Origin of the sequence: Erythrobacter sp. F6033 (assembly GCF_023016005.1) — a bacterium.
In the GTDB taxonomy this organism is placed as follows: Bacteria; Pseudomonadota; Alphaproteobacteria; order Sphingomonadales; family Sphingomonadaceae; genus Erythrobacter.
Map to the genome: position 1 here is coordinate 500,940 of NZ_JALKAZ010000001.1, position 24,746 is coordinate 525,685.

Sequence of the window (24,746 nt, forward strand, 5' to 3'; positions counted from 1 at the left end):
GCCCAACGTCTTACCAGGCACACGAGGAGAGCTAAGCTTTCTTCGATTGCTATGGCTGCCGCCACTTGGCTCACTTGTGGTGACTTATCTCAAGATTGATGCGCTGTTTTGTAGATCTAGCATTCCGAACATTGATGTGCTTGCTTGGGACGGTTCGAAGTTGATCCACAAGCGATGATGCTCGAGTTGATACGAGAGACTGAGAATTCCAGTATCGCAGCGCTTCGCAGGTTAGTCTATAAATGGTGCAAAAGAGCGCGAAATTAGCAACTAAATGAACCCTTTGAATAGCCCGCGCACGCTTCAACTGTCAGGGATACCACATCAATGAGTGATCCGAACATTGACGATGAATTACCGGCGCTTCAGCTGGCTGAAGATGCCCGCATTAAGAAGGCTTTCGATCCACATATCGCATCGATTGTTCTGAGGCCTAAAACCAACAATCCATCTGAGGGATACGGCCTTGCGGCCTCAGTTACGCTAGGCTCCGAGATCGTGGAGATTCCCGTCGATGACAAGAGCTCAGATCCATTGGCCGGACGGGAAGTATTCGAATTCAGAATTCAGATCTTCAAGGCTGAGCTGATACTGGACACAGTGGATTGTGCGCTGGACCACACACATGAGGTGGAAAAACTAGCAGGAGGGTCGATCTCTAGTTCCGCTTCGCTGGAGCAAAGTGCGGCAAGTCGATCAACGAAGATAAAATTGGATTCAGGGGATCTGATCGAGAGCCTTACTGGCGCAAAGGTTGGGTTCGAGCATGAATTTTCAGGCCCATCGAATGAGGTTCCGAAGCATTGGTTTGAGGTCACGGCTCTAGATGACTGTATCATACAATTTGCAAGTATGGGTGACGAGCCGGTGCCGCTATCTGGTCGGCTACTCGATGAGTTTGCTGGTTGGCGGATCATACCTAGACATGACGGTCCCTCCGCCGTCGTAGGAAGGGTTAGAGTCAGAGAAAGCTGGATAGAGCTAATTGATCCAAGACCAGTAGGTCGAATGGGGATTTGGACAAAAAGGCTCCTCGATCTTTTTGGTGGAACGAGTAAGCGAGCGACGTTTCGAAAGAGCGCGTTTCAACTGCTCTTAAGGCATTTGGTTGCCGAAGGTCTTCAATCGAGTTCCGACACAAGAGACGCTACTCTTGCCGCTGACTCGGTCATAGTAGACGCAAGAACCGCTGCTCTCTCGAAGCTAGAGTTTGACGATCGAGAGAGCGCGTTCGACTTCGCGGGTAGGGCCATCACCCGCTTTCTGCAAGCGCCAGCCGGCAAGGAGACTGACGCCCTTTTGCAGCTCGGTGTACCTCAGGAGAGCGTAGAAAGGCTAGTAGACCGATATTCAATAGCCATCGGCGAAGAATTTGAAATCATTAACGTTGAGTCGGAGGTTTTGGACCAGCTCGTAGATTTGTATGTTGATTCTGTGGCCACCAGAATCAAGGAAGAAGGTCTGGCGATTGAGGATTTCAGTGTCGAAATCGTTGGATCGATCTTTGGTGATGAGGACGTGCTCTCGCAACGTTCGAGGAAACAGCTTCGGCGGGTGGGTATCGTCCTGAACAAAACGGTCGCTCAAGGACTTCTTCGTAAGGTCCAATCACCAGCAGCAATTACCTATATCCTCGGCTCTGAAGAACTTCGGAAGTTCCGGCACCAAGTTGGTAAATCTGTGAGGTATGACTTGACTCTTCGTCAGCTGGCAGAGGTCGTTGCAGATGAGGATTATGTGGCGGCATTCTTAGAAAACCGAAAAGATCGGTTCTCTCGACTGATCAAGAACTATACTGATCGTGCCGACTAGAGAACATCTCCGATCGTTTTGTACGTTGCGAACCGGGTCGCTAAATCTTCGATTACGTCGCTTGAGTATGTCTAATGCAGTAATCTCAGAGACTCGCTAGAATCGAAAAGGACCCAAGCCCATCTTTTTAGAACGGCCTCACCAGAGTCGAACGCCAATTGTCTGCTTTTAAGCCTCCACTGCTCAAACCTGATATTCCGTTATCGGCCCAGTTCAAGCCACCGTTCGACATCTGATTCTGGGAGTGAAAGCGGACGTTGGGGCTATTCGACCGTCAACAGACTTGCATCGAGACTCGCTTGGATGTTGGCGCTAACGTAGTTCTTATGGGGCGCGACCTAACCGAGATGACTGAAGTCTGTCAGGTGACAACGAGCAACAAGTAAGGGATCAAATGACGATAAGGCAAAGCTTGTTTGAACCCGCACAAAGCGCACCCGTGGGCTCTTCCGTGCATTGGGTTGGCGAACTGTTGTTTGGCGGTGTGGCGGTGACGCTGTGCGTTCTCGCGGTGGCGATTGTAGGGTTTCTTTGGCTTAGCGGGCGGCTGGCTGTGCGCGAGAGCTTGAGCGTTGTGCTTGGCTGTTTCCTGCTAATCGGCGCGCCTGCGATTGCACTGGGGATTATGCAAGGTCTGAGTGGGAGCGGAGCGCAGTCCAGCCAAGTTGCGGGCTTGCCGCTAGCCGAGCCAACCGCGCGCGAGCTTGAGCCGGTGCCCGATGATCCAAATCCAAGCGCATCTTTGAGGCGGTAGAAAAGTCAGCCCCACCGCGCTGTTTAGTGCAGTGGATCAGCGAACTTTTGGATGGTTACGTAGCTGTGATGGTGTGCGTTCTTGCGGCCTCAATTATGGAGGTTTTGTTGCTGAGCAGGCACCCGGTTGTACGAGAGAATTTGGCTGTTTCGTGCTGATCGGAGCGCCTACAGTCTAAGCTAGCCTAGCAAATCTTCCGATGGCCGCCAAACACGCCTGGCCAAGCTACACGCTGCTCCAGCGTCAGCGGAGAGCTTCCGCAAGTTGGGAGAGTTACTTCATAACTCCACCCCAATTTAGTGTAAAAATGCACCTCCATAAGATATTGATGGTTTTGCAGCAATATTTTGTCAAGAATGCCGTGGCCTTAGGCTTATTCATCCATATAAAAACTAAAACCACTTCGTATCTCAAACAATGCCGGATCGACTTGCTTCCACTCTATGGCGCTTAAATCTTTGAGTGCGGCATAAAGTGTATCATTTTCTGCCGATAATTCCGAATTTATCAGACGAGTACCTTTGGCAATCGCTTGGGAAATGGAGGCACTCGAAATATATCGTAGTGTGTGGAAGCCAGATATTCTTTCGGTACTAAAATCGGAAGTATCGTTGAATTCGAAATTTCCTTCAAATAAGATTTCAAAAACCTTCACGGTTGTTCACTCCATCGAATTGGAACACTGCATATCCAGATAAGACATTATTCGAAAACTATAAACTAAGATATATCTTCGTTGTCTAGATTCTCAGTCATTTCGACATCTTCGTCGAACACGTAGGATTCTAAAGCCTTCTCAGAAATCGTTCCTAACGGGTTCGAAATCGCGTCAGCCGCCTCCATCGCTTGGTCTACGGCTTCTAAGCCGACTGCACCGGCTGCAGAAAGGTGTCCCCAGAACGAATGACCTTTTCTTCCCTCGGTCTGATTATGAGGCTTTCCCTTTTGTCCAGTCGGCTTACCGTCCTTGTCCTTTAGGGCGTGACCTTTGTGTCTCATTCGCTTGCTTTTATCGTTGCTAGTTGCGCGTTCAAGCTCCGTGCTTTTTTGCTTGGTCCGAGATGTAATGTTTCCTTCCTTGCTTTTTCTAATCCGGATAGCTTCTTTCTTGGAGACTTTCCGGCCTAACTTAAATCCTTTTCGGGTTAACGTAATCAATCTCCAGCCCCATTTACCCGTAGGATCCGCGGCATTAATCGGGTCCTGTCCAACATAGCCGTAGAGATTGACGTTGTCCTCATACCCAATCGGATCGGTCTGCATAAACCGGCCCAGCGCGGGTGAGTAGATGCGGGCTTTGTAGTAATACATCCCGAGCTCAGGGAGCCAGACTTGGCCCGTGTACTGGAACCGCCCGCTATTGCTGGAGCCGGGCTGACCGTACTCGTCATAAGTGTTCACCACCCGCGCGCCGTCTTGATAATTGGAGCTGTAGACGATCGATCCGCGCGCATCGCTCTGCAGGAACCGCGCCGAGCCAAGGCTTGCATATTGACCGCTATAACTCACTAGAGGATCGTCAACGCCCTCGGCTGGCCCATGAACGTGCCGCGCCAGTGTGGTGCCGTTCGTGGCGAACTCTCCGACCATCGCATCGCCGTCATGCAGATATGTGCGCTGATCATTTAATATGCCGCAGACATAGTTCTCAGTCTTGTAGAGACGGCCCAGCGGATCATAGAATAACCTTGCTGCAAGAACGTCCGTTGCGGTTGGGCAGCCGTTTTGAGATGCCTTGAACCGCATCTCAACCAGACGGTTTTCAACGTCGTAGAGATAGGTGTTGGAGCCATCATCGATCAGATTGCCATTGTCGTCATACTCGTAAGTCGCGCCGCTGACAGAGGTATACTGGTTCAAACCGTTGGTCGCGTATGTCCGTGTGACCGGGTTCTGATATCCATCCCAGCTATAGGTGTCTCTGGTCTGGGTTTCGCTCTTGATCTGGGACGCGGCATTGCGCGTGAACGACCATGTGACGTCATACTGACTGCTAAGGCTGTCGATATTGATCGAAGCCATCCGGCCAATCGGATCATAGGTCCAGCTTTGATCTGGTGCAGAACCATACTTTGCAGCAGTCGCTAACTGACCATTGGTGTTGTAATTATAGTCAACCAGAACTTCGCTAACGGGTCCTCTCAAACGGTTGAACTGACCACCTGACGAGTATTCATAGGTGAAGGTCTTGTTGTCCCAGCCATGGGTCACGCTCGTGCGCGATCCTGCGTTATTGTAGGTATAGCTGAGCGTCTTTCCTGAGCTTATGCCGGTCGTATCGATGGTCGAGATAATCCGGCCATAGCGATCATAGGTTGAGCTCGTTCCAACCCCTGTATCGTTTCCAAAGCGAGCATGGGTCTGCAGCCCTCGGATATCGTAATCGTAATAGACGTCTCGCGTATGCTCAGCTGCCAGGTCGGTGCGATTTTCAACTTGCTTAACGATGACCCGATTGAGGTTGTCGTAAACATAGTCCAGCTCCGAGCCATCGCGTTTGACCAGCTTCGTGCGGTTCCCGTTTGCATCGTATTCGTAGCGTTCAAAATCGGTTGTGCTTGCGACTCCGGTGGTCGTCTTGGATGGGAAGTACCAGTGCGTCTGACGCCCGAACCCGTCATAGAGCATCTCCGCACGGTAGCCCCGCGCGTCGATCATCGAGGTCATCTCGCCAAGCGTGTTGAACTCATATGTCGCATAATTACGAACGAGTGATGTACCGACGCCCTGCTCAATCCGCTCAACGCGGCCTTCGCTGTCGTAATGGTTGCGGGTAATCCGATCAGGACCATCGCTGCTTACAGCACCGGCAACACAAGCGTCGGCAGGGAGACTGGAGAAGTTCATCCGCGCCGCTGTGCAAGTTCCCCGATTGAGAGCATCATAGCTCATTTGGGTCACCGCATAGGTCGTACCACCGGAGGCTTTGATTGTGCTTTTGACGGCCAGTCTGCGTGAGTTGTATTCGGTCTCGGCTTCGCTGATCACGGACAAAACCGGATCGCCTGATGGTGAGAGATGGGTTGTGGTACCAGCAACCGTTCCGCTTTGCACTTCAAGCACCTGATCGTCGGCATCGCGGTAGGTTGTCTTGCTAGCAGGACGGCGACCGTTCTCACCCTTGGGCCCAATTTCCCATATCTTGCGACCGAGATCATCATAGCGCGCGTAAGTCGCGTCATAAGTGCCTGGAAGTGGACCATCCATAAATAGCTGTCGCCCAGCACTGTCATAACCATAGTTCGTTGTGAGTGGCCCGTTGCCAGCCCCGTCCGTTGCAGTCTGGCTGGCAGGAAGACGGGTCGACCCAAAGTAGGTGATTTCTCTGACAAACGAACTGGCTGTCCCGCACGTCAGCTCGGTTCCACTGGCATCATTCGCAGCTTCGCAAATCTCCTCTCGGATCAGACGGCCCTCATTGTCGTAGGTGTTCTTGACCTTGCGGCGCTTCCCGTTCTCATCCGCAGGGTCGAGTTGCTCAAGCAAGCCGCCGTGACTGTTACTCCAAAGATAATCGGTCTGATTGCCTTTGGGATCGGTGGTCGACGTTGGAAGGAAGCACGTGACTGCATCGCACTCAAAGTAAGTGCTGTAAGTTGCAGTTTGCGTCAGTGAACCGCTTGGTCCAGTTTGAGTGAGGGACGTTACATTGCCGCTCAAGTCATATGTCAGGCTGCTCGAACGCCCGCCAGGGTAGTCAATGGAGTCGACTCGGGACCAGTAATTCTGGCCATTTGGATCGTAATTATAGGTGGTCGTCTGATTCTCAGAATTGGTAATCGACGTCACTCGCCGACGCGGAGGTGAGCTGCTGTTGCCTTGCGAGGTTTGCGCATCGACCTCGACTTCAACGCGGCGATAAAAACCCTCTGGCCCCGTAATCACCATTCGGTCGAGCGCATCATACCAAAGCGAGTTATGTGTCACAGCGTAGTCATAATCGACGCCATCGCTGCTGATAGTAAGCGTGTAATCATCGTTATTGGCGCAAGGCTGCGTGCAGGCAATGTCGAAGGCCGGAGTGGTCTCACCCGGCAACGTCATCGAAGTCCCCGAATTGCGCCCCGGTCCCGAAATGGTCTGTTTGCATCCACTGCACGAGAAGATGCGACCATCAATATCCGTTACCAGCGTGCTGGAAGAATTACTGATGTCATAGGTCAGCGACGCCAGCGGAACATTGGGCGCTGCGACGGCAACAATCTCAGCCTTTTCGAGGGTTCGCCAGAGATACGACGTGGGGTCTGTGTTGTTCTGATAGGTGAACTTGAGCTGGTATCCAGAGCTGCTCGTCACAGTGATCGGACGCAGCTCCCAAAAGGCCGTTCCTTGGATCGGATTGTTGCCTTGCTCATATGCAAAAGTGAGCGTCGGGCCGCCGGGTGTGGTTACCGTGGTTCCCATGTAGAAGAATGTTTCGCCACCGGTGGGCGGCGAGGTCTGCCCTCTTTTGACGTCAAAGACGATTTTTCGTCCGCTACCGCCTTGCGTGTAAGTAAAAGGCCCTTGAGTTGGGCCGCCATCAAGAACCGAGCCGCGCTCGCTCTTAACCCCGCAAGCGTCGAAACACTTGATGCTGTCCGATGCGAGGCCGCCTGCATTTATCTGATAACTTGTCTGATCAGTCGTTGAGTTTCCTCCGCTCGGCACCTTGCCTTGAAGAAGCGGATAGAAATCATCGAGCTTGCTAAAGGCAAGCTCTGGTGCAGCCGGGATAGCAAGCGTGGGAAGCTGACCATTTACCGCACCGCTCAGGAGGTCGACCCCATTCGGGTCAGGCTCAACGTCTAGCGGGTTTATCTCTTGCGCGTTTGCGACTGCGGGCAGCATCAATGCTGCGACCATTGCTAGAACCAAACCGGCAAGCTGCTTCGCAGCGCTCAAGTGGAGACGTGCAAACCAGATCATTTGTTGCGCCCTCCGCTGCGTCCCCATGGAGAAGAAACGATTTCAGCCATCGCGCACAGAACAGCTGGGCGTTCGCCCATGATTTTCTCGGCTTGCGCCTGAAAGTGCGCATCTGGCTCGGAGGCGAGTTCACATATCTCGTCGCGCCATTTGCGCCGCTGACCGACACCAGCAAAGTTCCGCTCACAGCTTTCGACCGCAAACCCCTTTGCGATTAGGGTTGGAGCGGACTGTACCGGCGCGATAACAGCCACCTTGCGTCCGTCAGCAGCCTCCCGCGCAAGACAAGCAGCACCCGGAACGAGCTTATCCGCTTCGACTTGTGCACTTGCCTCTTCAGGAGAGATCGAAATGCCGGTCGCGATCAGAGCGGTGGCAACTAGAATGCTGCGGTATTGCGACATGGAAAAGCACCTGTTGAGCGACATCTGCGAAAGATTGGATTGCGCCAATTTCTTCAAAGCTCCTCACCTCCACCGCCACCACAATTGCCGGTCAGCGCAGTGAGCTGTCCGGTTGAGGATGCACCGAGCGAATCCTCAACCGTGTATGTGAATTGAGAAGAACCGAAGCTTGTATTGTCGAAATCGATTTGGATCGTACTTGCAGAAAAGACAGACGCGCTCGATCCACCATTATTGTGCACCACGCTTGTAACCGTCAGCGGATAATTGCCCTCAGGGTCAGTATCGTTGGCGGTTACATTGACGAAGGTCGTCGCGAGGCAAGGACCTGACGCAGAGTCCGATGCCGTGACCGGGGGGTTATTACCCGGAGGCGGTGGTGGCGGCGGAGGCGGAGGCGGAGGTGGTGGCGGCGGAGGCGGAGGCGGAGGCGGTGTCGGCGGCGTGCACTCTGTCGCTCCAGCACTGGTATTGGTTGCGTATTCCGTCCGGTTATCGGCCTGATCATAACAGATCGACTGTGTTTCGCCGTCATTTTGGCTGCCAGTGCCGCTCGTCACAACTTTTACTAGCCTACCCAAGGAATCGTACGTGTATTCTTCAGTGCTTGATTGAGCGTGAGCCTGTTCGGCAACCGTAAGCGGCACCAATGCTGTACCCGCTAACAACAGGATTCGAAGAATCAAATCAGCCCCCTAGTATTTCAATATCCAAGCATGAGAATTTCAAAATAAGAGTCAATGATTCGAAACATATAATTGCGAAAAGGTGCCAATCCCTTCGGAGAAACACGAACTTTGGCACAACATGATCATTTGGGCTGGGCCTGATAGATCGTCCCGAAACCCTCAATTCTTGGGGTTCACTCCAACGCTGAACACTGGACGATTCCAATGATCGTCCGCAACTGGGTCGGAAGTGGAAGGTCAGGTTATGACAGTTTCACCATAATGGGTGGTCACTCCGGTGAGAGCCCAGTTGCGGGCTGTCTGCTTTTGAGATCTCGGCGCTCGGTCTGGACGCTCACCTGACGACCCAGTCACAGTTACTATCCACCTCTCAGTTTTCGCTTTGGCTTTGTTGAGCATTCTAAAGGTCTGGCGGGAGCACGACGACCCGAATGCCCTTTGATCATGCGCAGTTGATTGAGCATCGGTCGAAATCGCCAAAACTGCGCGGTCTAGGTTTTCGAGACAAGCTTGATCAGGTCATTCTTACGCTCAGTGATCCACTGGTTTATCAAATCGGAAGTCGCCTCGGAGGGCGCGAGCAGCACTTTCCTTCGGTCCGAATTAGTCGATGATTTCTGTATCCACCCTTGAGCAATTAGCCGATGAAGATATCTGGTAGCGGTTGCCTGAGGAACTCCACTCGCAAGGACTGCATGTTTTATGTAGCACCTTCTTTGCTCGGACTGAGCCCAATAGATTTCCATCACAATGTCCAATGCCGGACTTTCACACCAGTCAGCGGGTAGAACTCCGCGCCTTGACTGCTTCGAACGCTCTAGATCAACAAGAACATCGTTGCTTGAGATATGAGCACCTCCACTGACATGTAGTAAATCTGCAGCGGCGGCTTGCAGCGTGGCTGCAGCAGTCTGAATATTGATATTGAAATTTTCACCCATCTACACACCCTCAAAATCAATAGGCGATACGAAAAGGAATCGGTGTCCTTTTTTGCCTGAGTGAATATTTAGCGGTGCAAACAACCTTAAGTGGCACTACATATTTTCTATAGTACACCCATAAACTTCACTCATTTTGGGGATTAAAATTAGCGAATTTTTGCAAAATTCAAATCTTCGTGACTCAAATTTGATCTAGATTAATTCGGGCTATTATCGGGCGGAGTGGACAACCTCGCAGCTCGCCCGTGTCGTTTTGCGAACTGCTTCGTTCAATGACATCAAGAAATAGTACCAAAATGAGTTCTAGTACGTAGTTTCGCGCATAATCTATCCAATTACATTCCAGTACGCCAATTGCCAGTGTTCTAACTGAATAGGCCTTGATTGGAAAAATGGTTACATCAGTGCACAAGGATGAGCTCCTTACGAGCGGACCACCGACTTATGATGGTGACGCAAAGGGTTCCTCTCCAACTTCAGCGAAGGTTGCTCTTGGTACGATCAGCACTTTGGGCGCGGCGGCATGTGGAGGGAGCGGGGCAAACGGGAGTGCGCCGCCGATCCAATCGAACGGCAATAAAGGGTCGGGCGAACCCAAAAACGACGCGCTGAGCGAGGCGCAAGCTGCCCGCTTCTTGCTTCACGCGACCCTTTCTGCATCGGCCGAGCAAATCCAAAGCGTGATCGAGATGGGGTTTTCAAGTTGGTTGGAAAATGAAATGACAAGGCCCAATGATGGCACTGCTCGCCAATTCTTCAGCGATCGGAACTTCGATACCATCGATGAAAACAGCTATTTTAACGAGCAGCGGATGGCTGATTATATGCTCTGGAACCAGCTAATGGCTGGCGGAAATGGGCTCCGGAAGAGAATATCACTCGCACTATCAGAATTTTTTGTCGTGAACCTCGAGGACCTCAACATCAGGTGGCGCCCGCTAGCAATTGGCACTTACTGGGACATGCTCAACGACAATGCGTTTGGGAATTTCCGGGAACTGTTGGAGGATGTCACGCTGAGCCCGGTGATGGCTAGCTTTCTTGATGTCATTGGTAGCCAAAAATCCGACAAATCGACAAATCGAGAGCCGGACGAAAACTTTGCAAGAGAAATCATGCAGCTTTTCACGATTGGTTTAGTTGAACTCAACCTAGACGGCACACCGAAAGGACAAGCAGGTGAGGTTATTGAAACCTATACCAACGATGATGTGGTCGGCTTGGCCAAGTGCTTCACTGGATACAACCTCGATTTCTCAAATACGAGCATTTCCACGCATCCGACCGCAGGTTGGGCGCTAGAAGAGCCAGATTTCCTTTATGAGCCCATAACGGCTGATCCGCAAAAGTGGCGAAGGCCGCAATCATCCTCTCTTCATTCATTCGAAGAGAAATCATTTTTAGATGTGATCATTCCAGCAGGATCCGGGCCTGAGACAACGCTGGAGCTAGCTCTGGACACATTGTTCGCCCACCCCAATGTGGGACCATTTTTTGGCAAGCAGATGATTCAGCGTCTAACGACAAGCAATCCTTCACCCGGATACGTGAGCCGTGTCGCCAGCGCCTTCAATGACAATGGAAACGGCATAAGAGGTGATTTGAGCGCGGTTTTCAAAGCAATTCTTTTGGATGATGAAGCGCGTTCGGAAGCATCAGTAACCGATCCTCGGTTCGGTAAGCTCAGAGAGCCGATCCTGAGGCTTGCACAGTGGGGCCGATCTTTCCATGCATCGTCGATCTCAGGGAATTGGACGATTGATCGACTTGATCGAAACTACGACCAATTGGGTCAATCCCCATTTCGGTCGCCGACGGTCTTCAATTTCTTCAGGCCGTCATTTGTCGGTGGAGCGTCAAACGCACAGCGCAATGAAATGGTCGCACCAGAGTTTGCTTTGGCGAATGAAACCTCAGTCGCAGGATACCTCAATTTCATTCAACTTATGATCGACGGTCAAGGGTACGCATCTCGGGATGTTCGAGCTTCATTCTCAGATCAAATTGAGCTGGCAAATGATCCGCAAGCCCTGGTGGACCATCTCGATTTGGTCATGACAGCTCAACAGATGAGCCCTCGCACTAAGTTACTGATACTGGAGGCTGTGGAATCAATCGCTCTGGAAACGTCCGCCGATCAAGCCGGGAAACTGAAGCGCGTCCGGATTGCCGCATTCTTAACCATGGCCTCCCCCGATTACCTCGTGCAACGTTAGGAGCCCGCCATGTACATTGGAAAATCGAGCGAATTGTCGCGGCGTGCCTTTGTTAGGCGATCAGCCCAATTGGCTGCCGCTGGAGCAGCTTCATCCTATGGGCTTGGCCTTGCCGGGATCGCCGAAAGCGCCGCATTCGGAGCGACTGATGAATACAAGGCCTTAGTTTGCGTATTTCTTGCTGGGGGCAATGACCATGCCAATACTCTAATACCGTATGATCCTGTAAACCATTCAAAGTACTTCGCAATTCGAGGGCATCCAGACCCAGCGACCGGTCAGATCGTTGGTTTTGACAGGAATCAGTTGTTACCGACTGCATTGGTTCAGGATTCACACCAGGTACTAACCGACGATATTCGTTACGCCCTATCCCCATGGATGCCGCGCTTGAAGATGCGGTTTGACGAAGGTCGGTTGGCTCCTGTTCTGAATGTCGGAACTTTAGAAGCGCCTTTGACTAAGGCTCAATACGAGAATGGTGACAAAGCGAGATTCCCCCGCCCCCAATTCCTGTTCTCCCACAATGATCAGAGCTCGATTTGGCAAAGTTCACAGCCGGAAGGTGCGCGTACTGGCTGGGGAGGCAGGATGTCCGACCTTGCACAAGAGACGAACCAGAATTCGATGTTTACGTGCATCAACCTCGCGGGAGCAAGTGTATTCCTAAATGGCGAGACAGCAGTCCCTTACCGCATAACACCATCTGGGCCCGGAATGATCTCTGGCTTGAGGCGAAATGTGCAAGGCTCAAGTACGGCGAGCCGAGCGTTGGATGAACTGATTAGATCGACCGACCCCAATATCCTCAAGACGGACTATACAGATATCAGTCGCCGGTCGATCGAGTATGGTGCATTCATAAATGATGCTCTTGCTCGCTCAGCAGTCTCTACCGACTTTGGGTCCGGGAATGATCTGGCTGACCAACTCTCCGTTGTCGCTAGACTAATTGCCTCAAGAAACTCGCTCGGAGTACGCCGACAAGTGTTCTATGTGACCATCAAAGGTTTCGATAGTCACAGCGACCTCAATGCCCATCAAAGGCTGCTGGGTGAAGTTGACTATGCACTTGATGCTTTTTATCGCTCGACGTCAGAAATGGGGATCGCAAATCAGGTAACACTATTCACGGCATCCGATTTTGGACGAACCTTGAGCATCAACGGAACTGGAAGCGACCATGGATGGGGTGGGCATCACTTCGTTCTCGGAGGCGCTGTACGTGGGCACCGGTTTTACGGGACCGCACCTAAAGTGTCATTGAATTCAGAGGATCAAGTCGGCAGGGGACGCTTGTTGCCGAGCACTTCGGTTGACGAATATTCCGCAACACTCGCAAAATGGTTTGGTGTCGCGGAAACCGAATTGAGCAGCATACAACCGAACATCAGTAGGTTTGCCAACCCAGACCTTGGATTTATGTCAAATTCGAACCTGCATTAGTGCAGGCCGTATTTCCTAACTTGTGATCTTCCTTGCGTTGCGTCGAGGCTCGGCGCTCGGCCACATTCCCCGTCCGAATAGATTGCGCGGGTCGATCGCGCGGGTCGGCGAAGGGAAACCGTACAGCTTTCGTTGCACCGCCCAGTCAGTCGGTATATTCGAGTTCAATAGTACCTTCCTGTCCAGTTCTTTTGGTTGAGTTCCATCGATGATCGCCGTCTTGATATCGGGCGCGAGATAATTGAGCCTGATCAACCTTGCAAACTGCGCTGGGCGACAGCCCTGCCTTTTAGCGAGTGCCTCTAGATCAAGCTCACGATGCTCCTCCACGAGATGCTGTGCCCTGCGAGCGCTGCGAACCAGCTCAATCAGTTTCTTGTCCGGAACGCCTTTGCAGTTGTCTCTTCGAGGAGAGATCTGAAGCGATGGCCAACGTTCCGCTGTTACCGCCCTAGCCGCAACGTTTTGTATATATCGAGCATCGCTGCATGGCCAGTCGGCGGGCCGACCTCGAAAAGCCATTTCGCTGTCCCATTCCAAGTAGCGCCGGAGTTCGAGCACTCGGAACTCGATCGAGATTTGGTCTTCACCAAGCTCAACTCGATAAGCGATTGCAGCAAATAGCTCTTTCAATTGCGATTTTGGGGTCAACTCGAGGCGCTTGGCCGCTGCGCTACCTTTTTCACCAAGTCGGCCAAGCTCTTCATCAAATATTCCAAAAGATTTTAGTGCTTTGCGTAGCTTGCGCCGGTCTGAGAGAAATTCTGCAGTAGAAGCGAGTACTAGTGCATCTAGATGATCTGCCGTCGACCGATACTGTCGCTTGCACTCCTTTTGGGACCAGATGGCGTTACTCGATACGTACGTGGCATATGTTTTGCCACGATGCCAATGCAGGTCGAGACGCATATGCCGACCGAGTTCGTCCCAAAGGAGTCCTGCCAAAAAGTGATCTGTGTTTCGGCTGTCCGGATCACGCTTCTTTCTCGATATGCAGACTTTCTGGGCTCTCTTCCACGTATCTCTCGATATTAGTGGCTCATGCTGACCAACATAGTTCGTTTGATGCCCGCGAATTTCGCCAACATACATTGGGTTTTGCACGATACTGTAAACCGTGCTCGGGCTAATTGGTGTGCCGCCTCTAGGCTTTCCACGAGGTGAGTATTTCACGGAACTACAATATCCACGTTCACGGACTGCGGTCATGACCTGGGTATATCTGCGTGTTCGTAGGAACTCGGCGAATATGAAACGGACGATTTCCGCTTCCGGTTCGTCGACTACCAGACCCTCGGGCGTCGCGATATATCCGAACGGCGGTAGGCCGCCATGCATTTTCCCATGCCGCTTTCTAGTTCTGATGCTGTCTCGAACTCGCTCTGCAATCAGCTCTCGCTCAAATTGCGAGAAGGTCAGTAGGACATTTAGGATCATTCGACCCATGCTGTCAGATGTATCGAAGGCTTGCGAGATCGATACGAGCGAAATGCCGCGCCGATCAAAAATCTCAGTAAGTCTAACAAAATCAGCAAGGCTTCGTGTTAGACGGTCAACCTTGTAGACGACGACCACATCGATCTTTCCCGCCTCAATGTCTTTCATCATCTTTGACAGAGCTGGACGATCAATACCGCTGCCCGAGTGGCCGCCGTCGTCATAGTGATTGGGCAACGCTACCCAACCTCTGTATTGCTGGCTCTTGATGTATGCGCTGCTGATTTCTCTTTGAACGACCAGTGAGTTTACGTCATGCTCAAGTCGCTTGTTCGTACTCTTGCGAGTATAGATGGCGCATCTTTTCTGCGGTCTAACTGAGTTCATGTTCATTGGACGCCTCCGAATAGTTTGTCTTGTAATATCACAGAGCGTTCCGCGGGTAGATCACGGCCGCCGAAAACGATTCCAATCCAAAACTTCAACAAATGGCCAACACTAAGGCGATAGCGTACACATCATTCACTGGCAGCTACCTGGTTTTCGGATCAACGCTTTCCTGACCCATAGAGCTCTCCGGGGCGCAAACGTCCTGCTTATGGAAACGCGAACCGAGGGGTTGGCTGATCTAAAGATGGCTGCCTTCCTAGCTTGCGCGCCTAGAGCTGCGCACAACGATACCTCAAAGCGAAGAGTATTAGACCTCGTCAGAACAACTTGGCGGAGCTTCTCGAATTTTGTGCGGAATTTTACTGGTAAAACAATGGAATCTTGAGCAAAGTAACGATGCGACGCGGCTAATCGGCGAGCGTTGAAACACAGGGGAATTTATGAAGAAAGCAATTTTCGCGTCCTGTTTGGCAATTTCAGTGACGGCATGCGCCAATAATTCGCTAATGGTCGAGACACCTAACGCAAGTGAATTTCGCACCCAATACGCAAAGATCGAAGGGGGAAAATCCACCGTTTCAGTAGATGCCGAAAACGAAGCCTATACTTTGCGGAAGCTGAATGACGCTTTCTTTGGGGGGAGCACGCCATTGTTCAATGAAGGCGAAGGCATTATTGTGCGTCACCGCTACGTGACCTTCGACGAAGGAAGTCAAGTCGGTCGGTACCTCGGTGGCGGCCTATTTGGAGGCGGGTCCAAGGTGGTTCTTGAAGTCACATTTTCGAACCAAGCCGGTGAGGAACTCTCAGTCGTCCGGAGTGAGGCTTCTGTAAATGGTGGGTTCTTCGGTGGTTCAAATAAGTCGGGTATTGATGCGGCTGTAAAGAATATCGCTGAATATGCGGCAGCTGAGTTCCGCTAGGCAGTATGCTTTTGTCCTTGGTCTTTTTTCTTTCTGCCGTCCCTGCGGGTGAAACATTCGCCTGCACACCGACAGCCGTCTGGGACGGAGATGGCCCAGTATGGTGTGAAGAAGGACCAAGGATCAGGCTGTCTGGTATCGCGGCACGCGAACTGGACGGTTCTTGTAGCGACGGTCACCCATGCCCATCAGCAAGTGCGCAAGAAGCTCGGGACGCGCTGGTCAGCCTGGTTGGAGCGCCGACAGGTTTGGGTCAACACGGTCACATCCTTGTCCGAGGACCGACGATGACTTGTCGTTCAGATGGCTCGGCAGGCCGTAAGAGAATAGCGGCATGGTGTGTCTCACCCAAGGGCGGCGATCTATCGTGCGCGATGGTCGCAGGCAGGTGGGCTGCAAAATGGGATCGTTACTGGAAAGGCCACAGTTGCAAATGAGAGAATGGGGGCACAGCAGTGATCGAGCTAAGGCATCGGTACGTATCGAGTTCGCATTTCTCTCGATACCCTTGGTCATCGCGCTTGTTGCAGCGCTAATCTCCATCGCCCTGCCGGAGCCAGCAAGCGCGCATCCCGGAGGCTTGGCATCGGACGGTTGCCATAACGATAGGAAGAACGGGGGCCGCCACTGCCATCAAGGTAAGAACGCAGGAAAAGTCGTTTCGAAGCCTGCGGGTGGCAAAACCTATTATCCGAATTGCGCAGCTGCAAGGCGCGCTGGCGCGACACCAATCTTACGTGGTCAGTCTGGCTATGGAAGGCACTTAGATCGCGATGGGGATGGCAGGGCCTGCGAGTGAGGCTCGCCACGTCATTTTGTTGTTACCCTTTCCCTCATATATTGACGCTTGCGCTGGGCGCGGGGTCTTCAGGCGGCAGAATTACTGAGGAACCGTATGTCTATCACTCGTGACCAAGAATTATGGGCCATGGCTCTTTGGGTAGAGAAGCATCACGGGAAAGGTGGCTGGCTGCATATCGCCCAGCAACAAGATCGTCTTCTCGAACAAAACGACCTCGCAGGCGTCGAGATGTGGAGAGAGGTCTCGCAGCGCTTCGACAAGCTTTCCGAACCTGGCGCAACCAACTGAGCTCATCCGTCCGGTTTTAGGCTCGTGTGATGGATTGATTTACTTCGGAAATTGGGGGTGAAAACGAACAATTCATAGATCAGCCCGATTTTCTAGCTCGTCGTTGCCGCTAACACTTTGCTTACCCGCCGTTTGCCCTGCCGCCGCTCCAGCTGGACGAACACATCGACGCTTTCGCGCACATAATGCCGCACATCGTCCCGGCTTAGTTTCGATCCGGCTTGAAGCACCAACAATGCAAGTTGCTCGATAGCCCGCTGGGGCGTGTCGGCGTGAATCGTGGTCATTGAGCCCGGGTGGCCAGTATTGACGGCTCGCAGGAATGTGAATGCCTCAATCCCGCGCAGCTCGCCAAGAATGATCCGGTCCGGACGCATCCGTAGCGCTGCAATCAATAGGTCTTCCGCGCTAACCATCGCCTCACTCAGTTCGCCCCGCGCAGCGATCAAGCCCACCGCGTTCTCATGCTTGATATGCAGCTCGGCGGTGTCTTCGATGAGAACAAGTCGTTCTTCGTCAGGAATTTCCGCGAGCAGGGAATTCAGAAATGTCGTCTTCCCAGTCGAGGTGCCGCCGGAAATCAGGATATTGCGTCTGGCCTTGACTGCGCCGAGAAGAAACGAGGCGGCCTCATGCCCGGAAAGCGCCTGAAACTCTCGCTTCTGCTCCATATCGGCCTGACTGGGTTCCGTTTCCGAAAACGCATCAGCATCCTCCCAATCGGATAGAGAAAGGTTGGAAGAGACGTGTTTGCGGATCGCAAAGGCATAGCCGTCGCGGGTCGCAGGCGGTCCGGCAATTTGAACGCGTGAACCATCCGGCAGCGTGGCGGCGAGCAGGGGTTGGGCCCTGCTGATACCTTGCGAGGAATGCGCCGCGATCTGCCGAGCAAGGCGCTCCAACAGTTTGAGATCGAGGCTCTCTTCTTTGAGCCGCTCAATCCCGCCACGCAGGCTTTCTACCCAGATCTCGCCCGGCTGGTTGATCCAGATGTCGGTAACATCTTTGCGCTCCATAATGGGAGCTAGCGGGGCGAGGAAACTGTCGAGGTAGTATCCGGCTTCGCTCACGGATCGACGCTCGAAAAATCGAGATCGCGCGCTACAAACACCGAGACGCTGGTGCCGTGCTTCACTTTAAGTGTCGGCTGGATGCGGCCTGAATCAGACACTTGCACATTCTGAGTGCTGCCGGGCAGTGCGACAATCACGCCGTCGCTTGCCTGATTGACTGCGAGGCCCACTCCAACATCGAGTACGGATTGCAAGATAGCATTGCCGAAACGCTGAAAGAATTTGCCGTCGACCTTGCCCTTGATCCCTGCCCGTCCGAGCGGATCGGACGATGGGGAATCCAGTGCGATCGTGACCCCGTCCGGCCGGATCAAACGGGTCCATTGCACAAGCGCGCGATTTTGGCCGCGTTGCAGACCTGCTTCGTATTCACCGTAAAGGCGGCTGCCTCGCGGGATCAGTACGCGCGTGCCATCGAAACTATAGACGTTGCGCTGAACGAGCGCGCGGGCGCCGCCGGGTCTGGTGGAATCCAGAGCGGTTTCGAGAACGGCGGGAATGACAGTGCCCTGAGGAATTGTTCTTGCCGGATTCAATAAGCGCGCGGCCGTCACTCTCTCGCCATCTGTGCTCTCGTTCTGGACGTTTGTGTCACTTTGAACGGGTCCGCGATTTTCAAAGACCACTTGAGGGGCCGGCAAAGGAGGGGGAGGAAGTTGCTGCGGAAACGGGAAGCGGGAAACCGGGGGCGGCAGGATCCGTTCCGATGTAGCCGGAACAAGCGGTTCAGACCGAGAAGCGGGAACAAGAGGTTGTATCGGTTCGGCGGTATTGGTTGGTGCTGGTGCATCGCTGAAACGGTTTGGGATTTGCAAACTGTCTGGTGCGCTGATCCGGGTGTTAGACGGTGCGGCAGATTGCAGCATTTCCGGTGCATTGGCGGCCTCACGAGCGGCTGAGAGCGCGTTGAACAGCCATGCTCCTGCGATGGCCAACAGTCCAAGGAACAGCCACAGACTCCAATTGGCAGAGCCGCCAGTGGTCACCATCGGGCGAATATCATGGCTTTGGCCAGCTTCGCCCAGAGCGTCAGCAGTGTCCTTGCTCATCGTGGGTCATCCCTTTTCGGGTTGCGTCTGGCGGTGGCTTTTTCCTTGTCGATGCGGAAAACGAGCCGGTCGTGCACGCGGTCGATGATGAATTTGTCCCCGCGCATATAGCCCGTAACCACTTCCTCATCGCCCGAAGCCCCAATCGCGAAGACGGCTGGCAAGGGCTGTTCAGGCGCGTATTCGATGACAGTTTTCTCGCCATTGTCCCTGATCGAGGAAGGCCGAACCGATCGATCCCCGCGCAACCGGTAAGACCATTGGAGATTTTCGATTTCCATGGGGGCCATCGCGGTAGGTTCCGGTGTTGAAACAACCGTATATTGCAGACGGACCACATAGGCCGCTTGCAGTCCTACACCGGTTTCCAGCGTGAATTCGTAGAGGCGGAGGTTCGTCTCGATCGACAAACTCGCTGTAGGAGCACCGGCTGATGGCGTTACCTGAAAGCTGTCCGCCTCCGCTGAAACGCTCACTTCCCAAGCCCGGCTGCCGCCCAAAACTGCGCGTTCGATCCGCTCACCGGGCTCAAGCATGGTTGTGAGCGTGGTTTCCGGCAGCGCTGTCAAAACGATAGGCTCGCCCGACTGCCAAATGGCGCTCTGAATGCGCGGACTCTCGGGATTTGGCGTAGGAAAAACCTGCGCAGCAACAGGAGCCGCGAAGAGGATTGAACAGAGGGCAAGGGCGGTTTTCATCATGGCGCGGCGTCGATACCTGCTGGTTGCTCAACTCCGTTCACAATGCCCTCTTGCGGCAGAGTTTCGGGATCACGGCGGTAACTCGTGACCTGAAATCCCAATGGATTGAGATAGCGGTCCGCTTCGCTCATTTCGGCTGTGACAAACTGATAGCCAATAACTGCGACCCAGTGCTGCGAAGGCTGAGAGCGTGCGCCGGGATCGTTGCGCGTCGTGACAAAGCGGACCATAGCGCGATTGCCATCGAGTGTGGAAACGCTCTTAATCTCGGTCGAGATCATCGCTCTGCTCGGCAGATATGCCAGCGGGCTTGATGGATTGGTCGCGCTCATTGCGCGGCTATATTGCTGCCCCACCACCGTGTCTGACATCAAGACGACCTTTCGATAGTCCTGCTGCAATGCGTCCTGCAAAAAGCTCTCACGGGCGGTCACATACTGGACCAGCATTGATCTGGTCAGTGCGGTATCCGGCGCGACAACACTTTCACCGAGCGGTGCAAGCGCTTCCACGTTTCCGGTCTGACGGTCTACCAGCAATGTGTAAGGTTCAACCGTTTTGAGCGGCAGGAGAAAGACCAGCGCGACCGCCTCTAGCAAGGCGATAATTGCCGCGATTATCGCCACAGCCCATGCGCGGCGGTTTGATTTTTCCAGATCGTCGGTGACGCTTGTCGCCCAACTTTCGGAGACTGGCACATCAATAGTTTCGAAATCGGGCTGAACCGTCATTGTGAGTTATCCCGCATTGTCTTGGATCGAAGAGGCCGTGTGCCCCGCCTGCGATAGGAACTGCCAAGCCGGGGAGCAGAAACAGTATCCGATGAATAGGTCGCCGCCGCACCCCCCGATGTGCGCGATGCAGATGTGTCTGGCGCCGCGCCCGGTATTTGGGACCGTTCGCGCCGGATTGTGTGCTCGACACTATTGCTGATCGACTCCGCTCGCCGTCCGCCATTTCCCGCAAGCGCGAGGTCGTTGGACGATTGGGGGCGATGCATCGCAAATGGGCGCTGGTTGGCGAAGTCGCTGGCGCTTGTATCGCCGGATCGAGGGTTTGAATCGGGGATGGTCGGCCAACCGCGATAGAAGGTGACCCTCGCGAGCAACCACAACAGCGCGAAGTGTATCAGCATGAATGCGAACATGGTCGCGAACAATTCAAGCGGGGCAGAAGGGGTCGCATAGCCAAATTCCCGCACACGTAGCGCATCCGCAAGCCAGGGTTCCACAATGGCAAGCTGAACGGTCAAACCCAGTGTAATCGCGATCGAGCCACCAATCGTGAATACCAATCCGCGTGCCCAACCGGCGAAAATGCCGCGTGATTGAGTGAAGAACAGCAAACCGGCTGCAATCGGGGTAAGGGCAAGCAATATCGCGGCCCCAATCCTGAGCAGCGCCAGAGGCGCGATGACGCCTGCAAGAAACAACAGCCGCGAATATCCGAAAGCGGCATCATCCTGAAGCGCAGTGCCTGCAAAGGTGGCTTCCGGAGCGGTCTCATTCAGAAATTGGCCGGTATTGCGGCCCGTCCCGACTGTGATCAGAGTGACTATGTCATTGTCGACACCCTGAAGGCGTTCAACCATCGTTCCGGAGGCTGCTGACTGACTGGATGCTTGCACGGCACCCACAATTTCAGCCGGACCATCAAGGGTGACATCGTAAACGACCGTGCGAAAAGCGGGCCAAGAGAATGCGAGGGTCAGCACCAACCCGATCTTGATCACGCTGTATACGACATCCCGCGCTCCGGGTGGCGGACCAAACATCATCCTGATGCCGAACAGCGCGATAAAAATCGTCAGTAGTCCAGTGACGAGGACAGAAGCGGGCGATCCGGGCTCTCCGAGAGCTTGATAGCCGTAGCTGCCGATTATTTGCGCCTGACAATCGATATGGGTCAGAACCCGTTCGAGGAACCTGTCTCCCGTGATGATTGCAGGGCATGTCATCAGGCTGCCTTTTCCAATAGGACGTGCAACCAATTGGCAGGGTCAGGGCCGGTCCGCGAAACCAGCTCGTCAAACAAACGCACCGTTTTCTCCCGTCCTGACAGGATTGTAAGCAGGTCGCTTTCACCCGACAGATCAAGCCGTGCAACAACACTTTCGCGGCCATGCTTGATCAGGAAACAATGCGAGGTATCTGGCAAGGTCTTCACAAGCTCGAATTCGTGACGGCTGAGACCAAAGCCGTTGATGTAGTCCTCGGCACGTGCCTTGGGATTGATCATGAATATCTGGGTTGCGGCCTGCTCTATAATCGAGCTGGCGATCTGGCTTTCCAAAGCGTCTTGTGCCGATTGCGTGGCAAAGCCGACCAGGCCGTTGCGCTTACGGATAGTTTTTTCCCAGTCTTTTATGCGGCGAACAAACACTTCATCGTCGAGAGCTTTCCAGCCTTCATCGATCACAATGATCGCAGGGTCACCGTCCAGACGTTGTTCCACACGGTGGAAGAAATAGAACATGGCAGGCGTTCGCGCCTGCGGATCATCCAGGATCGCGGTCATATCGAACCCGACGGTCTCTGCGGAAAGGTCGGTCTTGTCTTTGGCGTTATCGAACAACCAAGCCCGTTCGCCATCGCCCCACCACGGGCGCATGCGCGAATACAAGTCATCGGGGTGCGGTCTGGTCTCGCCTCGGAATAACTCGACCAGAAAACGCAAGCGGCGCTGTTCGATGGGTTGTTTGAAGTTGGTTTCGATAGCATCGCGGATTTGATCAAGCTCGGCGCTCGATACTTCGCCAGCCAACAATGTCAGCCATTCGATCAGAAACTGCCGGTTGGTCGCATTGTCTTCAAGCTGCAGGGGGTTGAGCCCAGAACGCGCTTCCGGGGTCAGTCTGTCATAGGTTCCGCCAATCGCTCTAAGGAACAACTCCGCACCGCGATCCTTGTCGAAGAAGATAATGCGCGGATTGAACCGGCGTGCTTGTGCAAGCAGGAAATTGAGCACGACCGTCTTACCCGAACCTGATGGTCCGATGACCGTGAAGTTACCCAAATCCTGTTGGTGCCAATTGAAGAAATACGGGCCTGCGGCGGTCGTCTCAAACAGAGTGACTGCCTCGCCCCAGTGGTTGCCCGATGATCGGCCAACTGGGAAGTTGTGAAGGCTGGCGAGTCCGGCAAAGTTGGTAGTCGAAACCAAACCGCGCCGCCCGATATAGCGGAAATTGGCCGGAAACTGCGCCCAGAATGTCGGCTCAAGCGCGATATCCTCACGCACGGCATTGATCCCGAGATCAGCCAGCATCGCCGTCACTTCGGCAACATGATCTTCCAGATTGCCAAGTGTATCCGCATGAACGGCGATGGTAGTGTGATGTTCGCCAAAGCCTGCGCGTCCCGCTGCAACTTCATCCTTGGCGACGGTAAGCTCGTCTCGTAGAGATATAGCCTCATCTTCGGCCGAACGCATGCGCCGCAGCGCCATATTCATTTGCCCGAGCGCCTGAGTTCGCTCGACCATTGCGAAACTCTGTGTGACGTGCAGTTCGAATGGCAGCCGGTAAAGCTCGTCAAACATGCCAGGAAAGGTCGCGCCGGGATAATCCTTGATCGAAATCATCGCGATAAATCGGCGGGCGAGCGTGCCTGAAGGGGCCAGTTCGATTGCATCCTGGCCGAAGCTGATCCGGCGCGCGGGAATAAAATGACCCAGATCGCCGTGCGGCAAGGCAACCGGACGCATGTCTGCGTTGAACAGGCATGAGAGAAACTCAAGCAGCTCGGAACGCTGCCCTTCGGCAGTGTCATAGACGCTCAAAACTCTTGGATCGTACGCAGACAGTGATGCGACCAATGCTTCGCGGGCCCGGTCAAGCGCGCTCTTTTCGGCAGCAATATGATGCGCGTTGCGATTTGATTTTCGGGAGAGCCAATCGCGGGCACGATCAAGGAAACCGATATGCCCCTGCAGCGGGCGGCGCACGATTGTGATGAAAAGCTCGTTTACATAGAGCTGCTTACCACTCAATTTTTCGCGCCAACGATCATCCAGCCGGCTTGAAAAATCATCTGCAGTGACGGGGTCCAGCGCCGCTTCAGCGCGGCGGCGGATAACATGATGGTAGACGGCAAAACGCGATGACCCGAGCGCACGGAGCATGGCATCGCGAAGTCCGGCCCGGTAATTCAGTTCATCGCTATCAGCCGTCTCAAACAGCAACCCGCCGAGCCGGATCGTCTGCACCAGCATGCCGTCGCGGGTTTCGATCGTCACATCATCGATATGGCGGGCATAGGGCAAGTGAACGCCGGCAGGCGCTTCATCGCGGATCGTTTTGGGGTCTCTTGTTATGGCCGGTAGGAATTGCATTTCCATACCTTGTGGTTCTTGATCCTCGGGCAATTTCTGACCCGTGTAATCCAAAGGTCAAAAATTCGCGGATCGCGTAAGCTAACCAGCATGCCAACGCCGTGGATGGCCACAGCCACGAGCAAGACCCACCAGGCTCTAAAAACAAGGAACAGTTCGACTGCAACAATCGCGTTTATGATGAAGAATGTGTAGGTAACCCCGGCAAACATTTGCGGCCGGGTAAGCGCGACAAACAATGTGTCGCTGCGCAATTCTTCACTCATCGTTCCCCCTCATGCAATTACTTCTCCATCCCGCGAAGGATTGATATTGCATTTTTATCGACTCGTTAGCCGGAGCGTATATCATCATGGCGTGATCTACCACTCTCAAGGACACTGTCAGCGCAAATGCACCTGATTGAGAATTGAGGCGATTGGGTTAGGGCGGCGTGATGCCCAGACCTCGCAAATCCGCCAGTCCGTCCCGCTATTTTAACTCGTCGCCTGAGATCATCCGCTTGGTTGTGATGATGTGGTTTCCTTCCGGCTCTCGCTGCGGAACGTTGAAGACCTACTGGCAGAGCGAGGCAGTGA

The 24,746-nt window shown here is 53.6% G+C and carries 19 protein-coding genes; 7 read left to right on the forward strand and 12 right to left on the reverse strand.

Translation table 11 applies throughout. The annotated features are described in order from the left end of the window. Positions 1–327: 327 nt before the first annotated feature. Together MWU39_RS02525 and MWU39_RS02530 are read left to right on the forward strand one after the other, a co-directional pair. Positions 328–1,812: a hypothetical protein gene (locus tag MWU39_RS02525; protein ID WP_247158401.1), complete on the forward strand. Its 1,485-nt coding sequence runs from the start codon at positions 328–330 to the stop codon at positions 1,810–1,812. A gap of 394 nt (positions 1,813–2,206) precedes the next feature. Further along, a complete protein-coding gene (locus MWU39_RS02530; protein WP_247158402.1) occupies positions 2,207–2,566 on the forward strand; it encodes a TrbC/VirB2 family protein in 360 nt (119 codons plus the stop codon). Between the two features lie 373 nt (positions 2,567–2,939). Here MWU39_RS02530 and MWU39_RS02535 read toward each other — a convergent pair whose 3' ends face one another. From MWU39_RS02535 to MWU39_RS02550, 4 genes are all read right to left on the reverse strand, one after another. Continuing rightward, a complete protein-coding gene (locus MWU39_RS02535; RefSeq protein WP_247158403.1) occupies positions 2,940–3,221 on the reverse strand; it encodes a hypothetical protein in 282 nt (93 codons plus the stop codon). A gap of 65 nt (positions 3,222–3,286) precedes the next feature. Beyond that, positions 3,287–7,474, reverse strand: a complete 4,188-nt coding sequence (locus MWU39_RS02540) for an RHS repeat-associated core domain-containing protein (protein ID WP_247158404.1) — start codon at positions 7,472–7,474, stop codon at positions 3,287–3,289. Continuing rightward, the gene (locus tag MWU39_RS02545; protein ID WP_247158405.1) at positions 7,471–7,878 is read right to left on the reverse strand and encodes a hypothetical protein; all 408 of its coding nucleotides are present in this window, start codon (positions 7,876–7,878) and stop codon (positions 7,471–7,473) included. Before MWU39_RS02545 ends, MWU39_RS02540 begins: the two co-directional genes overlap by 4 nt. A 53-nt stretch (positions 7,879–7,931) precedes the next feature. Further along, complete coding sequence (locus MWU39_RS02550; protein WP_247158406.1) at positions 7,932–8,564, reverse strand: Ig-like domain-containing protein; 633 nt, start codon at positions 8,562–8,564, stop codon at positions 7,932–7,934. A gap of 1,339 nt (positions 8,565–9,903) precedes the next feature. On the opposite strand from MWU39_RS02550, the gene MWU39_RS02555 reads away from it, so the two are divergent. Together MWU39_RS02555 and MWU39_RS02560 are read left to right on the forward strand one after the other, a co-directional pair. Then, a complete protein-coding gene (locus MWU39_RS02555; RefSeq protein WP_247158407.1) occupies positions 9,904–11,727 on the forward strand; it encodes a DUF1800 family protein in 1,824 nt (607 codons plus the stop codon). A gap of 9 nt (positions 11,728–11,736) precedes the next feature. Continuing rightward, entirely contained in the window at positions 11,737–13,173 is a 1,437-nt protein-coding gene (locus MWU39_RS02560; protein ID WP_247158408.1) for a DUF1501 domain-containing protein, read from the forward strand. 15 nt (positions 13,174–13,188) lie between these two features. Here the strand turns inward: MWU39_RS02560 and MWU39_RS02565 are convergent, their stop codons facing one another. Continuing rightward, positions 13,189–15,003 carry a recombinase family protein gene (locus tag MWU39_RS02565; protein ID WP_247158409.1) on the reverse strand — a complete coding sequence of 605 codons (1,815 nt, stop codon included), beginning with the start codon at positions 15,001–15,003 and terminating at the stop codon, positions 13,189–13,191. A gap of 437 nt (positions 15,004–15,440) precedes the next feature. On the opposite strand from MWU39_RS02565, the gene MWU39_RS02570 reads away from it, so the two are divergent. The 3 genes from MWU39_RS02570 to MWU39_RS02585 all read left to right on the forward strand — a co-directional run bounded on the left by MWU39_RS02570 (position 15,441) and on the right by MWU39_RS02585 (position 17,013). Then, the gene (locus MWU39_RS02570; protein ID WP_247158410.1) at positions 15,441–15,923 is read left to right on the forward strand and encodes a hypothetical protein; all 483 of its coding nucleotides are present in this window, start codon (positions 15,441–15,443) and stop codon (positions 15,921–15,923) included. A 433-nt stretch (positions 15,924–16,356) separates the two neighbouring features. Then, positions 16,357–16,722 carry an excalibur calcium-binding domain-containing protein gene (locus MWU39_RS02580; protein WP_247158412.1) on the forward strand — a complete coding sequence of 122 codons (366 nt, stop codon included), beginning with the start codon at positions 16,357–16,359 and terminating at the stop codon, positions 16,720–16,722. 96 nt (positions 16,723–16,818) lie between these two features. Next, complete coding sequence (locus MWU39_RS02585) at positions 16,819–17,013, forward strand: hypothetical protein (RefSeq protein ID WP_247158413.1); 195 nt, start codon at positions 16,819–16,821, stop codon at positions 17,011–17,013. 92 nt (positions 17,014–17,105) lie between these two features. On the opposite strand, the gene virB11 is transcribed toward MWU39_RS02585, so the two are convergent. From virB11 to MWU39_RS02620, 7 genes are read right to left on the reverse strand one after another with little or no spacing between them, the layout of a single operon-like run. Further along, positions 17,106–18,083, reverse strand: a complete 978-nt coding sequence (virB11, locus tag MWU39_RS02590) for a P-type DNA transfer ATPase VirB11 (protein ID WP_247158414.1) — start codon at positions 18,081–18,083, stop codon at positions 17,106–17,108. Beyond that, a complete protein-coding gene (locus MWU39_RS02595; protein WP_247158415.1) occupies positions 18,080–19,135 on the reverse strand; it encodes a TrbI/VirB10 family protein in 1,056 nt (351 codons plus the stop codon). The genes virB11 and MWU39_RS02595 overlap by 4 nt, the downstream gene beginning before the upstream one ends. Next, positions 19,132–19,836, reverse strand: a complete 705-nt coding sequence (locus tag MWU39_RS02600) for a TrbG/VirB9 family P-type conjugative transfer protein (protein WP_247158416.1) — start codon at positions 19,834–19,836, stop codon at positions 19,132–19,134. Before MWU39_RS02600 ends, MWU39_RS02595 begins: the two co-directional genes overlap by 4 nt. Further along, positions 19,833–20,567, reverse strand: a complete 735-nt coding sequence (locus MWU39_RS02605) for a VirB8/TrbF family protein (protein ID WP_247158417.1) — start codon at positions 20,565–20,567, stop codon at positions 19,833–19,835. Before MWU39_RS02605 ends, MWU39_RS02600 begins: the two co-directional genes overlap by 4 nt. After that, positions 20,564–21,793 (reverse strand): type IV secretion system protein, encoded by a 1,230-nt coding sequence (locus tag MWU39_RS02610; protein ID WP_247158418.1) that lies wholly within the window; start codon positions 21,791–21,793, stop codon positions 20,564–20,566. Before MWU39_RS02610 ends, MWU39_RS02605 begins: the two co-directional genes overlap by 4 nt. Then, positions 21,793–24,168, reverse strand: a complete 2,376-nt coding sequence (locus tag MWU39_RS02615; protein WP_247158419.1) for a VirB4 family type IV secretion/conjugal transfer ATPase — start codon at positions 24,166–24,168, stop codon at positions 21,793–21,795. The genes MWU39_RS02610 and MWU39_RS02615 overlap by 1 nt, the downstream gene beginning before the upstream one ends. Then, a complete protein-coding gene (locus MWU39_RS02620) occupies positions 24,147–24,434 on the reverse strand; it encodes a type IV secretion system protein VirB3 (protein WP_247158420.1) in 288 nt (95 codons plus the stop codon). Before MWU39_RS02620 ends, MWU39_RS02615 begins: the two co-directional genes overlap by 22 nt. Between the last annotated feature and the right edge of the window lie 312 nt (positions 24,435–24,746).

Coding starts and splice junctions, on each gene's coding strand:
- MWU39_RS02525 (WP_247158401.1), top strand. CDS start 328: ATGAGTGATCCGAACATTGACGATGAATTACCGGCGCTTCAGCTGGCT.
- MWU39_RS02530 (WP_247158402.1), top strand. CDS start 2,207: ATGACGATAAGGCAAAGCTTGTTTGAACCCGCACAAAGCGCACCCGTG.
- MWU39_RS02540 (WP_247158404.1), bottom strand. CDS start 7,474: ATGATCTGGTTTGCACGTCTCCACTTGAGCGCTGCGAAGCAGCTTGCC.
- MWU39_RS02545 (WP_247158405.1), bottom strand. CDS start 7,878: ATGTCGCAATACCGCAGCATTCTAGTTGCCACCGCTCTGATCGCGACC.
- MWU39_RS02555 (WP_247158407.1), top strand. CDS start 9,904: ATGGTTACATCAGTGCACAAGGATGAGCTCCTTACGAGCGGACCACCG.
- MWU39_RS02560 (WP_247158408.1), top strand. CDS start 11,737: ATGTACATTGGAAAATCGAGCGAATTGTCGCGGCGTGCCTTTGTTAGG.
- MWU39_RS02565 (WP_247158409.1), bottom strand. CDS start 15,003: ATGAACATGAACTCAGTTAGACCGCAGAAAAGATGCGCCATCTATACT.
- MWU39_RS02570 (WP_247158410.1), top strand. CDS start 15,441: ATGAAGAAAGCAATTTTCGCGTCCTGTTTGGCAATTTCAGTGACGGCA.
- MWU39_RS02580 (WP_247158412.1), top strand. CDS start 16,357: ATGAGAGAATGGGGGCACAGCAGTGATCGAGCTAAGGCATCGGTACGT.
- MWU39_RS02585 (WP_247158413.1), top strand. CDS start 16,819: ATGTCTATCACTCGTGACCAAGAATTATGGGCCATGGCTCTTTGGGTA.
- MWU39_RS02595 (WP_247158415.1), bottom strand. CDS start 19,135: ATGAGCAAGGACACTGCTGACGCTCTGGGCGAAGCTGGCCAAAGCCAT.
- MWU39_RS02600 (WP_247158416.1), bottom strand. CDS start 19,836: ATGATGAAAACCGCCCTTGCCCTCTGTTCAATCCTCTTCGCGGCTCCT.
- MWU39_RS02605 (WP_247158417.1), bottom strand. CDS start 20,567: ATGACGGTTCAGCCCGATTTCGAAACTATTGATGTGCCAGTCTCCGAA.
- MWU39_RS02610 (WP_247158418.1), bottom strand. CDS start 21,793: ATGACATGCCCTGCAATCATCACGGGAGACAGGTTCCTCGAACGGGTT.
- MWU39_RS02615 (WP_247158419.1), bottom strand. CDS start 24,168: ATGCAATTCCTACCGGCCATAACAAGAGACCCCAAAACGATCCGCGAT.
- MWU39_RS02620 (WP_247158420.1), bottom strand. CDS start 24,434: ATGAGTGAAGAATTGCGCAGCGACACATTGTTTGTCGCGCTTACCCGG.